The 13,753-nt window shown below is 71.2% G+C and carries 13 protein-coding genes; 2 read left to right on the top strand and 11 right to left on the bottom strand.

All coding sequences use genetic code 11. The annotated features are described in order from the left end of the window. Window positions 1–2 precede the first annotated feature (2 nt). The 3 genes from ACFY3L_RS45460 to ACFY3L_RS45450 all read right to left on the bottom strand — a co-directional run bounded on the left by ACFY3L_RS45460 (window position 3) and on the right by ACFY3L_RS45450 (window position 2,629). A complete protein-coding gene (locus tag ACFY3L_RS45460) occupies window positions 3–1,190 on the bottom strand; it encodes an esterase-like activity of phytase family protein (protein WP_389339525.1) in 1,188 nt (395 codons plus the stop codon). A 55-nt stretch (window positions 1,191–1,245) separates the two neighbouring features. After that, window positions 1,246–1,764 (bottom strand): hypothetical protein, encoded by a 519-nt coding sequence (locus ACFY3L_RS45455; protein WP_389339523.1) that lies wholly within the window; start codon window positions 1,762–1,764, stop codon window positions 1,246–1,248. An 82-nt stretch (window positions 1,765–1,846) separates the two neighbouring features. Then, a complete protein-coding gene (locus ACFY3L_RS45450) occupies window positions 1,847–2,629 on the bottom strand; it encodes a CAP domain-containing protein (RefSeq protein ID WP_389339521.1) in 783 nt (260 codons plus the stop codon). A gap of 227 nt (window positions 2,630–2,856) precedes the next feature. Here ACFY3L_RS45450 and ACFY3L_RS45445 point away from each other — a divergent pair, with 227 nt between their 5' ends. Together ACFY3L_RS45445 and ACFY3L_RS45440 are read left to right on the top strand one after the other, a co-directional pair. Beyond that, window positions 2,857–3,057, top strand: a complete 201-nt coding sequence (locus ACFY3L_RS45445) for a PspC domain-containing protein (protein ID WP_389339519.1) — start codon at window positions 2,857–2,859, stop codon at window positions 3,055–3,057. A 65-nt stretch (window positions 3,058–3,122) separates the two neighbouring features. Further along, entirely contained in the window at window positions 3,123–3,470 is a 348-nt protein-coding gene (locus ACFY3L_RS45440; RefSeq protein ID WP_389339517.1) for a DUF6401 family natural product biosynthesis protein, read from the top strand. Window positions 3,471–3,693: 223 nt separating this feature from the next. On the opposite strand, the gene ACFY3L_RS45435 is transcribed toward ACFY3L_RS45440, so the two are convergent. From ACFY3L_RS45435 to ACFY3L_RS45400, 8 genes are all read right to left on the bottom strand, one after another. After that, entirely contained in the window at window positions 3,694–5,643 is a 1,950-nt protein-coding gene (locus ACFY3L_RS45435) for an MFS transporter (RefSeq protein WP_389339515.1), read from the bottom strand. Between the two features lie 4 nt (window positions 5,644–5,647). Further along, complete coding sequence (locus tag ACFY3L_RS45430; RefSeq protein WP_389339513.1) at window positions 5,648–6,358, bottom strand: LppX_LprAFG lipoprotein; 711 nt, start codon at window positions 6,356–6,358, stop codon at window positions 5,648–5,650. Between the two features lie 78 nt (window positions 6,359–6,436). Then, entirely contained in the window at window positions 6,437–7,912 is a 1,476-nt protein-coding gene (locus ACFY3L_RS45425) for a glycoside hydrolase family 3 protein (protein ID WP_389339512.1), read from the bottom strand. Window positions 7,913–7,998: 86 nt separating this feature from the next. Next, window positions 7,999–8,463, bottom strand: a complete 465-nt coding sequence (locus tag ACFY3L_RS45420) for a DUF4442 domain-containing protein (protein WP_389339511.1) — start codon at window positions 8,461–8,463, stop codon at window positions 7,999–8,001. A 29-nt stretch (window positions 8,464–8,492) separates the two neighbouring features. After that, window positions 8,493–9,551: a hypothetical protein gene (locus tag ACFY3L_RS45415; protein WP_389339510.1), complete on the bottom strand. Its 1,059-nt coding sequence runs from the start codon at window positions 9,549–9,551 to the stop codon at window positions 8,493–8,495. A 57-nt stretch (window positions 9,552–9,608) separates the two neighbouring features. Next, window positions 9,609–10,928, bottom strand: a complete 1,320-nt coding sequence (locus ACFY3L_RS45410; protein WP_389339508.1) for an ABC transporter ATP-binding protein — start codon at window positions 10,926–10,928, stop codon at window positions 9,609–9,611. 165 nt (window positions 10,929–11,093) lie between these two features. Then, on the bottom strand, window positions 11,094–11,960 hold the full coding sequence (locus ACFY3L_RS45405; protein WP_389339506.1) for a DUF4230 domain-containing protein: 867 nt from the start codon (window positions 11,958–11,960) through the stop codon (window positions 11,094–11,096). Between the two features lie 68 nt (window positions 11,961–12,028). Beyond that, complete coding sequence (locus ACFY3L_RS45400) at window positions 12,029–13,189, bottom strand: acyl-CoA dehydrogenase family protein (RefSeq protein ID WP_389339696.1); 1,161 nt, start codon at window positions 13,187–13,189, stop codon at window positions 12,029–12,031. Between the last annotated feature and the right edge of the window lie 564 nt (window positions 13,190–13,753).

Genomic DNA, 13,753 nt, shown 5'->3' with positions numbered 1-13,753 from the left:
GCTTACTTCAGGAAGCGCTTGTCGGCGTGCAGCGGGTCCGTCAGCCGGATGGTGATGAACTCGTTGTTGTCGGGCTGGCCCGGCGTGCGCCCGTTGGAGAACGGGAAGTTGTTGTCGTTGACCACGCCGAGGGTCCGGTCGTCGAGGATGACGACGTCCTCGATGGTCTGGAACGGGAACGTGAAGGTGCCCGTGCCTCCACCGAGGTGGCGCGGGTCGGCGAGGTTCATCAGGTCCGCGACCAGGGTCTTGTCGAGCTTCCCGTCGCGGTTGCGGTCGCGCTTGTCGGCGAGGTAGATCCGCTTGAACTTCGCGGTCGCGCCCTGGCCGTTGTCGCGTTCGATGACCAGGAAGCGGTCGTCGTCGACGGCGATCGCGTCGCCGATCGCGTTGGCCGGGTCCTCCAGCTGGTAGATCCAGCGCTTGCCCGTGTACTTCGCCGAGGCGACGTCGAACTCGTTGAGCCGCAGGCTGCCGGCCTCGTCGCCGGCGACGGTGCCCTCCAGCAGCGCGTACAGCTTCCGGCCGTCGGGCGACTGGGCGAGCCCCTCGAAACCCTTGCTGCTGTTCAGGTTCGGGTTGCCGGCCGGGTTCTCCGGCGCGCGGACCCCGTCGAGCGGGATCGGCGCCTGCAGCAGCCGCCCGGCGCGGTCGAAGTGCAGCAGGTACGGGCCGAACTCGTCGCCGATCCAGTAGGTGCCGTCCTTCGCCCGCTGGATCGACTCGACGTCGAAGTCCGAGCCGGTGAGCACCCGGTCGGGGCGGGTCAGCGCGAACGGCACGAGCCCGTTCGGGTCGGTGAGGTTGATGCCGCCGACCACGTCCACCGTGTGGTTGCCGTAGTCCGGGGCCACCCGATGGATGCGCAGCACGAAGTCGGCGCTGTTGGCCTTGTTGCCGTAGCCGTTGTCCGAGAGCACCTCGAACGTGCCGTCCCCATTCCGGACGATGCCGCTGAAGCCCTGGACCGGCTGGTCGGCGAACGGCGGCGTGATCCCGTTGGACGGCGTGCCGCCCAGCAGCGAGCCCGACGGGTCGCTGGCGGAGACGAACGTGGCGGCCGGCAGCGCGGCGAAACCGGTCAGGGTGGCGCGGCCGTAGGTGTCGTGCGCTTCAGCGCTCGGCGCGGCGAGGGCCAGCGTCAGCACGCCGATGCCCAGGCCGGCACCGGCACGTCGGAGATTCCTCATGGGCCGCGACGCTAAGCGGCCTGGGTGAACCACCCACGTGTTTCCGGTGATCGCTCTACGTTTTCTTGGTGATCGCTTCCTGGAGCGTACGCAGCCGGGCGACGACGGCGGGCGCGTCGGTGATGCTGCCGCCGCCCTGGTAGTACACGAACGACACGCGCACGACGAGCTCGCCGCTGGCGGCCTCCACGTACGCCTCGCCGCCATCGGCGAACGAGAACGTCGTCGCGTCGATCTCCTTTGCGTCCTGCACCGCGTTCCTGTCGTAGGCCACCTGCTGCGCGGCGCCTGACGAAGGCCGGACCAGCGTCAGGAACAGGTAGAAGTCGCCGGAGGCGCCGTCGACCGCGCACGCCTTGAGCGAGTCGGTGTCGCGGCGCTCCTTGGTGCCCGGCGCCTCGCCGAGCGCCGCCTTGAGCTGGTCGTCGGTGGCGATGCCGCACATATCGGCGGTCTCGTAGACGGCGCCGTTGCGCTTCGCGTCCTGCGGCTTGCCCTGCCCTGCCGGGTCGTCGCCGCAGCCGGCGAGCGCCAGCACGACGCCCGCCGACAGCACGGCTTTACGAATGGTCACGCAGTGTTTCTACACGGTCCTTGCCCTGGCCTCCAGGCGCGGTTTCAGACGCGGCTCCAGGACCCGGCCTTTGGGCGCGGCCTCAGACGCGGCCGAAGTCCTGGGTCCAGTACGGGGTCCCGTCGGCCTTGTACGCGAGGCCGACACCGACCGCGACGCTGCTGCAGTTGAGGATGTTGGCCCGGTGGCCTTCGCTGTTGATCCAGCCGGTGACGACGTCCTGCGGCGTCCGGTAGCCCCAGGCGATGTTCTCCGCCGACGCCCCGGTGGTGTACCCGGCGGCGACCTCACGCTGCACGAACGTGCTGCCGTTGGACCCGGTGTGGCTGAAGAAGTTGTTCGTCACCATGTCGGTGCTGTGGTTGCGCGCCGCCGCGACCAGGCGCGTGTCGATGCGCAGGGCGCCGCAGCCGTTGGCCTTGCGGTAGTTGTTGGTCAGCGTCACGACCTCGGTCTCCAGCGAGCTGCTCTCCACCGGCTTGGTGGCGGGCGTCGTGGGCGCGGTGGTGGGCGTCTTGGTCGGCGCGGTCGTGGGCTTCTTGGTCGGCGTGGTCGTGGGCTTCTTGGTCGGCGTGGTCGTGGGCTTCTTGGTCGGCGTGGTCGTGGGCTTCTTGGCGGTCGACTTCTTCTTCTTTTTCTTCTTCTTCTTGGACACCGCGGCGGCGACGTTGGCACTCGCGACCGCGTCACCGGCGGCGGTGACGACCTGCGCGGCGGCGGGGGCGGCCGTCGCCGCGGTGGCGGGGGCGGCCGTCGCCGCGGTGGCGGGGGCGGCCGTCGCCGCGGTGGCGGTGAGCGTGAAGCCGAGCGGCGCCGCGAGCAGCACGGCGGCGAGGATGGTGGCACGGCGAGGGAACCGGGTCACGGTGGGAGAACCTTCCGTCGGTGAGCTTGACGGAGTTGGTATCGGGTGGCTCACACCGCTCGTGAGCAGGTCAACGAGCCCGCAACGGTCGGCAACCGATCGGCTACCCGTGCGGGTGGGTCCCTAGTGGACCGGCCGCCGAAGTTCGGTCAAAGGTTGGAGGGCGGCGCCTCCGGGCATTCCTACCGTTGAGCTACAACAACGATCCGCCCGTCGAAGGAGCAGCAATGTCCAGTCTGGTCAGGCCCCGGGACAACCGTTGGATCGCCGGCGTCTGCTCCGGCCTCGCCCGCCGGTTCGGCATGTCGCCCAATGTCATGCGGCTCATCTTCCTCATCTCGTGCCTGCTGCCGGGCCCGCAGTTCGTGGTCTACATCGTGCTGTGGGTCCTGATGCCCGACGAGTCGAAGTCGCCCAGTTACAACTGAGGTCCGCACGGGTGCGCTCCGGGTTCACCGGTCAACCGGCCGACTGACCGGTCGAACTCGGAGGCATGTTCAAAGACCTCGCCGAAGCCACCCGCCACACCGCCGCCCGCGCGACCCTGAACGGCTTGATGACCTGGCTCGGCGAGTCAGGCCTGGCGGCCGCCGCCGCCTCGGCCGGCCTCCAGGCCGCGGTCGACCAGCACGCCGCCTCGGTCCGCGACGCCCTCGGCGACCCGGAGCACGGCCCGAACGCCGTCGCCCTCGCCAGCTACGCAACCGGCGTCCGCGACGCCCTCATCGAGGCCCAGTGGCAGCTGTCACCGACCGCGGAGCTCGACTGGTCGAAGGCCGAGTGGCCCACGGTCCGCCTCATCGCCATCTGCGCCCTGGCCCGCTCCGCCGGCCACGTCTGACCCAGCTCCCCACACCCGCGAGCCGCCACCCCGCTTCTGCGTCCTGGCCCGCTCCGCCGGCCACGTCTGACCCAGCTCCCCACACCCGCGAGCCGCCACCCCGCTCAGGCACACCACGCCGCCGGCCACGGTGCGGGGCGTGGCCGGGATCCGGACGACGTTGCGCCGCCCTGGGTGCACAGCCTCTTCGGCATCACGCTCCTCGGCATCACGCTCCTCGGCATCACGGCGAGCCGGATGGCGGCGAGGCTGAGGGCTTGCGTGGGGCGCCGAGAAACGCGGCCGCGACGGCACCCGCGAGGCAGACGGCCGCGGTGATCAGGAAGATCTCGCGGTACTCGGTGTGCAGGGCCGACTGCAGCGCCTTCGCGTACGCGGACATCAGCCGCTGCTGCTCCTCGGCCGGCTTGCCGAAGACCAGCGGGAAGTCGAGCTTCGCGGTCAGCTCGTGGAAGCGGTGCAGCCCCCAGGCCGTCAGGGCGGCGACCCCGATCAGCATGCCCATCGTCCGCGCCACGACCACCGCCGACGAGGCCACCCCGTGCTGCGACGCCGGGGTCGCCCGCAGCGCCGCCGCCGACAGCGGCGCGATGACCAGCCCCAGCCCGAGCCCCGCGAGCGCGAGGTCGGTGTCCAACCGGGGCAGGATCCCCAGGTGCCGCGCGGCGAGCACGTCCTCCGGCCAGCCCGCGATGAGCAGATACGCGACCGCCGCCAGCACCAGCCCACCGACGGCGACCGCCCGCTCGCTCACCCGCCCCAGCCCCGCCCCCTTTGGTGTGTCCTCCGCCAGGGTGCCGGATGCCGCTGTCCCGCCGGCACCGGCACCGGCCTCGGCGCCAGGATCGGCATCGTCGGCACGGATCGCATCGCCCGCGGCCGGGAGGTCGGCAGTGCCGAGGGTGCCGGTGACGGGGCCGCCGGAGCTGAGCCGGCCCTCGCCGGCGAGCGTGGCGGCCGGGTCGAGCGTGGCGGCTGGGTCGAGCGTGGCGGCCGAGTCGAGCGTGGCGGCCGGGCCGAGCTTGGCGGCCGGGTCGAGCTTGGCGGCCGGGTCGAGCTTGGCGGCCGGGTCGAGCGCCCCCGCACCGGGAAGGACGTCCCGCATCTTCGACGGGCGGGACGGGCGGAGCAGCAGGCCGCCCAGGACCGCCCCGACGGGGAGGGCGACCAGGAAGCGGGTCAGGACCAGCGTGGCCTCGACGTCGGACTTGCGCAGGAGGGTCTGCGCCACCAGTTCCACGTCGACCAGGGTGACCATGAGAGCGACGCCGGCGCACCAGCTCGCCACGAGAACCGCGACGAACGGCAGCTTGGCGGCGCCGGTCAGGTCCAGCAGGCGGGTGCTGGCACGGCGCTCCCACAGCGCGAACAGCACCGTCACGACGGCGGCACCGGCGAGGACGGGCCAGCCCCACGAGGGCAGGACCGAGTGCTCGGGGTCGGGGTTGTACAGAGCGGCGACCACCGCGCCGAGCGCCACCGCCAGGAGCAGCCCGCCGACCAGGTCGGTCTTGCGGGGTGCGGACGAACGCAACGGGCCGCCCGGCACCGCGCGCCAGACGAGGACGATCGCGACGGCGACGAGCGGCAGGTTCAGCCAGAAGATGCCGCGCCAGGTGCCGAGGGCGGCGGCGACGGTCACCCCGTACAGCGGACCGAGGACACTGCCGAGCTCCTGCGCCGCGCCGATGTTGCCGAGGACCAGGTGGCGGCCGCGGTCGGGCCACAGGTCGCTGACGAGGGCGACCGTGACGGGCAGCAGCGCGCCGCCGGCGATGCCCTGCAGCGTACGACCGCCGGTGAGCAGCCAGATCTCACCGCCGGAGGCGGCCGTGAGCACAGATCCGGACGCGGCGGTGAGCGCGGAGCCGGCGGCGAACCCGAGCAGGCTCGCGACCAGCAGCGCCCGCCGGCCGAAGCGGTCGGAGAGCGACCCGAGCAGCGGCATCCCGGCGACGTACCCGAGCAGGAAGCCGGTCACGACCGGGGTGACCCGCTCCAGCCGGGTGTCGGCGATGTGCAGGGAGTCCATGATGTCGGTGAGGACCCCGACGACCACGTAGGCGTCGAGCGCGGCGAGCAGGACCGCCACCCCGCCCACGCTGACGGCGAGCCGCCGCCGTCCGCCGCCGGGCCCGGACACCGCCGCGGACGCCGGCGCAGTCGACGTCATCTGGCTACTTCGGCGGGGCGATGGTGACCGGGGCGTCGAACTCCTTGAACGTGATGGTGACCGTGCCGCCCTTGGCCTCGCCGACGGCGGGCAGGGTGAACGCGGCCTTCAGGAGCTTCTTGCCGTCCTTGGCGATCCAGAACCTGCCGGGCACGGAGCCGGTGACGCCGGGCACCACGTTGGCGAGGGTCTGCGAGGAGTTGTCGGTCGAGACTCGGTAGGACTCCTGACCGTCGACGCTCTCGGTGGCCTCGGTCTTGCCGTTGGTGGCGGTGCCCAGGACCTTGGCGATGCCGCGGTCGGGCGAGAGGATCGCCGACGGGTCATAGACCGACGCCGCGAGGGCGAGCGGGAGATGCTGGTAGTCGCCGGTCGGCCCCTTCAGCCACATGGTCTGCCCCACGATGGTGAACGCCATGTCGACCGTCGCGCCCATCTGCTCGACCTGGGCGGTGCCCTGCGCGTTGCCCTCCTTGGTCAGCACGCCATCGGCGCGCTTGAGTGCCACGCCGGCGATGGTGCCGTCGGCCGTGATGAGGAACTTCGCGGACGTGATCCCGCCCATCGCGGTCGCGGACTCCTTCAGCAGCCCGTCAGCGGCCGGCAGGTTGGGATCCGCCTTCCCGGCAGTGTCCTCATTGGACTTGCTGGTGCAGCCGGTCAGGACGAAGAGCACGGCCGTGAAACCGGCCAGCAGAGCACGAGTGCGGGGCATACCGGCATGCTAGACCGCGCAACGAAACAACGGGCGAGCCGTGACCCTGAGCAACGCGGATCTCACCGAACGACGGGTCTACCGCCCGGCGAGCAGCTCCGCGACCGCCCGGCCGGAGGCGGCCGTCGCGCCGAACGTGGCGATGTGCAGGTCGCCCCGCGGCACGGCGGGCACGCCCATCTCGACCACGACCGCGTCGGGGCGCACGGCGAGGGCGGCGTTCAGCGCGTCGGTGATCCACGGGTACCGGTGCGAGTCCCGCACCACCAGCAGCAACGGACGACCGATGGACGAGCGCAGCGCGTCGGGCAGGCCTTCCTCCGACGACAGCCGCACCCCGGAGGTGTCCGGCACCAGCTCGGCGAGCGGCGCGATGAGCCCCCATGGCGTCTCCGGCGCGATCGCGAAGTTGAGCTCCGGCTGGAACTCGATCACGTATGCGGGCGAGGCGAGCGGGAATGCGGCGTCCGGTGCGGTGATGCGCAGCGCCCGGCGGGCCGCGGACAGCCCGAGCGCGCCCGCCTGCGGGTCCGGCGGCGTGCGGGACGCGCCCAGCGACCAGGCGGCGAGCCGCGCGACCCGGGCGGCGGCGTCGGCGAGCCGCGACTCGGGCAGCTCGCCGGAGCGCACGGCGGCGACGATCGCGTCGCGGAGCAGGTTGGCCGTGTCCTCGTCGGCGTGGTCGCCACCGACGCAGATCGCGTCGGCGCCCGCGGCGAGCGCGAGGACGGTGGCCTGCGCGAAGCCGAAGCGGTCGGAGATGGCCCGCATCTCGATGCCGTCGGTGACGATCAGGCCCTGGAAGCCGAGCTCGCCGCGGAGCAGATCGGTCATGATCCGCGGGCTGAGCGTGGCCGGCAGGTCCGGGTCGAGTGCGGGGACGCGCAGGTGGGCGCTCATGACGGCGCGCACGCCGGCGGCGATCGCCGCACGGAACGGCACCAGCTCGGTCGCCTCGAGGTCGGCCCGCCCGGCCCTGATGATCGGCACGTCCAGGTGCGAGTCGACGCTGGTGTTGCCGTGCCCGGGGAAGTGCTTCGCGCAGGCGGCGACGCCCGCCTCCTGCAGGCCGGTGATCCACGCGGCGGTGTGCCGGGCGACGCGCTCGGGCTCGGCGCCGAACGCGCGGGAGCCGATGACCGGGTTGTTGGGGTCGGAGTTGACGTCCGCGTCGGGCGCGTAGTCGAAGGTGATGCCGACCGAGGCGAGGTCGCGGCCGATGTGGCAGGCGACCTCGCGGGTCAGCGCGGTGTCGTCGACGGCGCCGAGGGCGAGGTTGCCGGGCCACGGGCTGCCGCTGTGCGCATCGATACGGGTGACGTCGCCGGCCTCCTCGTCGATGGCGACGATGACGTCCTCGCGCTCGGCGCGCAGCGCCGCGGTCAGCTCAGCGACCTGGTCACGGTCGACGACGTTGCGAGCGAAGAGCACGACGCCGCCGAGCCCTTCGGCGAGGCGGCGGCGGACCCACGGCGGAGGCTCCTTGCCCACGAACCCGGGCTGGAGCACGGCATTCGCCATGCCGACCAGGTCGTCCCCCGTGCTTGCGTCCATGCGTCAACCACCCTTCGCGCCTGGCGAGAATGGTCACATCACAGCTCGGTAATAGTCAAGAAACCTTCCAGTAGTTAACGGCCCCGTCATCGATGAGGACGGATGGTCCAAACCACCGTCATCTCGGTCGTCACGGCACCGTCAGCCCTGGTGACTTCGATCGCGACGGGAAATTCGGGGCGCTCGCCGGCGGCCAGTTCCGCCAGGACCTCGCCGACGGGCCGGCCGAGCCGGGCGACGGCCTGGACCGGCCCGGCGGCCAGCTTGCGGTACGCGATGTCGGACCGCACCGCGAGCGGGGTGCCCAGCGCGAGGTGCTCGCCGAACGCCGCCATCACGACGGCCCCGGACGCGGTCTCGCCCAGCGTGAAAATTGCGCCGGCGTGCGGCCCGGCGACGTGGTTGTGCAGCCGCTCCTCGTCCGGGAGCGTGGCGGTGGCACTGATGTCGTCGCCGTCCACGCGCACGTCGGTGATCTCGATTCCGACGGTGCGTGCGAACGGGACTGCGGCGGTCAGATTGGTCGCCAGGGCCTTGGCATCAACGGTCATGCGCCGAGGTTACCGGCTGGTAGCAACCCTCAGAAGAGCTCGCCGATCGTGTGGATGATGTTGACGTAGAAGTTGCCCTCGATCGGCCGGAACACCTGGAACGGCTCGTGCGGCTCGCCGACGAACGGGCGAAGCGTCCACGCGAGCTGGGTGCCGACGAAGCCGAAGAGCAGGATCCAGACGTGCAGCAGCGTCATGCTGGCCGGGCGCTCGCCCGGCGCCAGGGCGACGGTTCCGGTGCGCAGCGCGGGCAGCGGCGGCGCCACCGGCAACGCGTAGCGGCCGTCGGGCAGCAGCAGCGACTGCTTCGGCGGGTACACCACCGCCGGCGCCGCCGCGGCCTGGACCGCCCCGTTGGCCTGCGGAGACGATGCCGCGGGCCCGGCCGACACCGACGCGGCCGGGACAGCCACCTTGTCATCGTTCGCGGCGTCGGTACCGGTGGGCGCCGGCGACACCGGCGCGTCCTGCGACACGTCGGCCAGCTCGGCCAACGCTTCCGCTTCGGCCCGCTCCCGCGCCTCCCGTGCCTCCTGCTCCGCGCGCCTCGCCGCCGCGACCGTGGCCGTGTGGGCGTTCAGCGCGTGCATGCCGCTGGTGAGGAACTTCAGCCCGACGAACGCCGTCATCGCCAGGATCGCCACGTTGAGGATCTTGTAGAACGAGTAGCTGAACGCCGTCAGCAGGAAGAACAGGCTGATCGGCGCGAACGCCAGCGAGAGCACCGCGGTCACCGTGATCGTGACCATGACCAGCGCGAGCGCCTGCCGGACCTGCAGCCTGGCGCCGAACACCAGGTTGAACAGGTACAGCGTCGGCAGGCAGATCGCGAGCGTCATCAGGAACAGCAGTGGCAGCTTCAGCGCCGACAGGCCCGCCTGAGCGAAACTGTGCGAGGCACCCAGCACCGCTCCGTAGCAGGCGAGCGCCAGCACTGAGCTGGTGAGCATCTGCAACGTCAGCTTGCCGAGGTCCCGCTCCTCACCGATCTGGCGCCAGATCGAGTCCCGGTCGCGGAGGATCCGCTCGATGATGAGCAGTCCGCTCCCGGGTTGTTGACCGCCGCCTGTCGTGCCGTAAGCCGCCATCGGAGCAATCCCTACTTCGGAGGGCCAGATCGCCGCAGGCTAGAGCAGCGGCATCACTCAGCGCCACCCCACATCGATGCGTTGTCCCCTTTCATCGAAAAAGTGCAGTGCTTCCATGCGCACGGCGACGGTCAGTGGGTGACCATGCGTAACCGCCGGGTACGGCGCGAGGCGCACCGCGAGCTCCGCCGGGCGGCGGTGGTGCCGGCCCGGGTCGCTCAGGACGCTGTCGCGCTGGGGAGCGCGCCGCCCGCCGCGGCCGTTGCCGGCGCCGACCAGCTCCAGGTCATCGGAGGTGCCGCGGCCGGTGAGCTTGCTGACGAAGCGCTTGAGCCCGCCGCCGTTGATCGGGATGTCGGTCGGCGGCGCGCCGATCTCGTCGACGATCACCGCGGTCGCGCCGATGTCCAGGAACGCGAGCGACTCGTGGCCGTGGTGCTCCAGGTACCGGATGCGCCCGCGCAGCACGTCGCCGCCGGTCGTGTCCGGCACCGGGGTCAGCGCCTCGGCGCGCACGCCGATGACGATCCGCTCGCCGTGGAAGTGCGCGACCTGACGCGAGCGCAGATCGTTCCACGGCAGGTGGAGCACCTGGTCGCCCATGTGCAGCGCGATGTGGCGGTCGAGGTGCACGTAGACCTCGGCCTCGAGCAGGTTCATCCGGGGGCTGCCCAGGAACGCGGCGACGTAGAGCGTGGCGGGCCGCCCGTACACCTGCGTCGGCGTCCCGACGTCCTGCAGGACGCCCTTGCGCAGGATCGCGACCCGGTCCGCCATGGTGAGCGCCTCGGCCTGGTCGTGGGTGACGTAGATGGTGGTGACGCCCAGCTCGCGCACGAGGCCGGAGATCTCCGCACGCAGCTCCGCCCGCAGGCCGCTGTCCAGGTTGGACAGCGGCTCGTCCATGAGGAAGAGCTTCGGGCGGCGCACGATGGCGCGGCCCATCGCGACCCGCTGGCGCTGGCCACCGGACAGCTGCCCGGGCTTGCGGGCCAGCACGTCACCGATGCCCAGCGCGCTGGCCACCTCGGCGACCTGCTCGGCGCGCGGCTCCGGCTCCACCCCCGACAGCCGCAGGGGGAAGCCGATGTTCTCCCCGACGGTCATGTGCGGGTAGAGCGCGAAGTCCTGGAAGACCATGGCGACCCCACGCTCACGCGGCGGGAGGTCGTTGGCGAGGTCGCCGTCGAGCATGATCGCACCGGAGGTGGGGTCCTCCAGGCCCGCGACCATGCGCAACAAGGTCGACTTGCCGCAGCCGCTGGGACCGAGGAGCACCATGAACTCGCCCTGTCCCACGTCAAGGTTCACTCGGTCGACGGCCACCGTGCCGTCGGCGAAGACCTTCATCACATCTTTGAGTGCGACGGTAGCCACCGTCACCTCCACCCCGAGTCAGCAGTGCATTCGCGGATAACTCAGTCACCCCGAGTCAAGTACTGTGACGAGGGGCACGCAAGTTGGTCCATCGGGTAAATGACCAGTGTTCAGCGTGTTACCGCGCAACTACTGGTAGGAAAGTTGGCAGTGACGGCCCGCCGCTCACGACGCGGGGAAGTTTACGGTCACCGACGTGTACCCGAGCGCCCCGAGGAACTGCTGCAGCATCTTCCTGGTGTTCTCCTCGGCCCGCTTGCTGAGACCGGCCTCCTTGGCGGCCGTGCCGATCTTGTCCTCGGCGAGCTTGTAGACCTCCTGCAGCCGGTTCGGGTCCGACTTGAAGGCGTCCGCCAGCCGGTTGAACAGCCCGCGATCCTCCTGGTAGACGTAGCTGCGGTCGTTGTTGATCCGCACCGGGCGCAGCTGCGGCGCCGGCAGGGTGATCTCGACCGTCCGCCGGTCCTCGGACTCCTTCACCGCGCCCTGGCCGATCCCGGCGAAGTCGACATAGACCTCCACCGACCCGGCGGCCACGAACAGGATCCGCTCGTTGAGCAGGAAGTCCGGGATGTACTTGCGGTCCTTCTGCACGTCGACGATGACCTCGAAGTTGCCCTCGGCCGCCACGTACTGGCTCAGGTCCTGCACCGACTTGAGCAGCGCGGGGCCGCTGCGGTCGGTCTGCTCCTTCGCGAACGGGTTCTTCAGGTCCGGGAACAGCCCGATCGTCTTGGCGCCCAGCACCAGCGCGACGATCAGCCCGATCGTCGCCACCAGCCAGAACAGGCCACGCATCGCCCCGCCGCCGGCCTTGACCGGCACGACGATCGGCGCGTCCCGGCGATCATCGCGCTCGCGGGGGTCGACCGGGTCACCGATCCTGGGCGACCAGCCCTTGGTCCTGCTCTCGCCGTCGGCCGGCCCGGACGCGATCTCGGGGTATTCGGAGGTTTTCGGGTCCGGCCCGCGCCGTTGCGTCGGCACGTCGTCCGAGTCGTCGGGGGTCACGGTGTCGTCGTTGCGGGCCATGCTGACTCCTCCGGGAGGATCTTCTTGCTATCACGGTAGAGGGGTCCGCAAAGAGCCGCGAATCGATCTCAGCCGAACGCCGCCAGCCCGGTCAGCTTCTGCCCGATGACCAGCTGATGGATCTCCGAAGTCCCCTCGTACGTCAGGACCGTCTCCAGGTTGGCCGCGTGCCGCATGACCGGATACTCGGCGCTGATGCCGTTGGCGCCGAGCACGGTCCGGCACTGCCGGGCGATCGCGAGCGCCTCCCGCACGTTGTTCAGCTTGCCGACGCTGACCTGCTCCGGCCTGAGCACCCCGGCGTCGGCCCGGCGCCCCAGGTGCACCGCCAGCAGGTACCCCTTCTGCAGCTCGACGGCCGCGTCGGCGAACTTCGCCTGGGTGAGCTGGAACCCGGCGATCGGCCGGCCGAACTGCTCCCGCGCCCCCGCGTAGTCCAGCGCCGTGTGCAGGCTGTCGCGGGCCGCCCCGAGCGCGCCCCACACGATGCCGTACCGCGCCTCGGTCAGGCACGACAGCGGCGCCTTCAGCCCCTTCGCCTCCGGCAGCAGCGCCTCCTTCGGCAACCGCACCCCGTCCAGCACGATCTCGCCCGTACACGAGGCCCGCAGCGACAACTTGTGCCTGACCTCGCGCGCCGTCACCCCCGGCGTGTCCATCGGCACCACGAACCCGTTGACGCCCACGTCAGTCCGCGCCCACACCACCGCCACGTCCGCGACCGGCGCGTTGGTGATCCACATCTTGGTGCCGTCGAGCACCCAGTCGTCGCCGTCCCGGCGGGCACGGGTGGTCATCGAGCCCGGGTCGGAACCGTGGTCCGGCTCGGTCAGCCCGAAGCAGCCGATCAGGTCACCCGCGGCCATGCCGGGCAGCCAGCGGTCCTTGTGCTCGGCGGAGCCGTACTTCCAGATCGCGAACATGGCGAGCGAGCCCTGAACGCTGACCAGACTCCGGACACCCGAGTCGCCGGCCTCCAGCTCCAGACACGCCAGCCCGTATGCGACGGCGCTGGCCCCAGCGCACCCGTAGCCGCTCAGGTGCATGCCGAGCAGCCCGACGGACGCGAACTCCTTTGCGAGGTCGCGGACCGGCACCTGCCCGCGCTCGTACCAGCCGGCCACGTTGGGCCGCACGTGGTCGTCGACGATCCGCCGCACCACGGCACGGATCGCCAGCTCTTCCTCCGAGTGCAGCGCGTCAACGTCCAGCAGGTCCAAGGGCCGCATCGTCATAACTAACACTGTAAGTCAACCGCCCACCCCCTGACCGCCACAGCCACCTCGGAGACGGCACGATCGACCTCCACCAAGAACGCACGCAGCACGCGCGAGGACACCCGGCGCGGCCGAGAAGGCAAGCGTGCAGGTGAGAACGCACAGCGCCGAGGGGAGGCAGGCGCGCGGACAGGAACACACCCAGCGCCGGAGAGGAATGCAATCGGGCGGCCAGGAACACACCCACCGCCGCCAAAGACACACCGCGCGGGTGAGAAGGCAAGCGCACGGGCGAGAAACACAACGCCGAGAACACGACCACGGCGGGCGAGACGAACGTGGACACACAACACCGCCACGAACGCGCACCACGGACAAGAACGCGGCGGCGCCGCACCAGCGGCGGGCGGGGCGAGACGGGCGGGGACACACGGCGGCGCCGAGGACGCACCGCGGGCAAGGACGCGCAGTGCGAGCCCTGGAGCGTAAGCGGCCGGGGTCGGACAAGGACCGCCTGGAAGGCGCGACGGCCCGACATGACGACCGCACGGGCAAGGCTGTGTCGACGGGGAACTC

This window comes from Dactylosporangium sp. NPDC000521 (assembly GCF_042898305.1).
Taxonomy (GTDB): Bacteria; Actinomycetota; Actinomycetes; order Mycobacteriales; family Micromonosporaceae; genus Dactylosporangium.
Note: the sequence above shows the minus strand (reverse complement) of the source record. Positions and strands in the feature narration are given on the sequence as shown.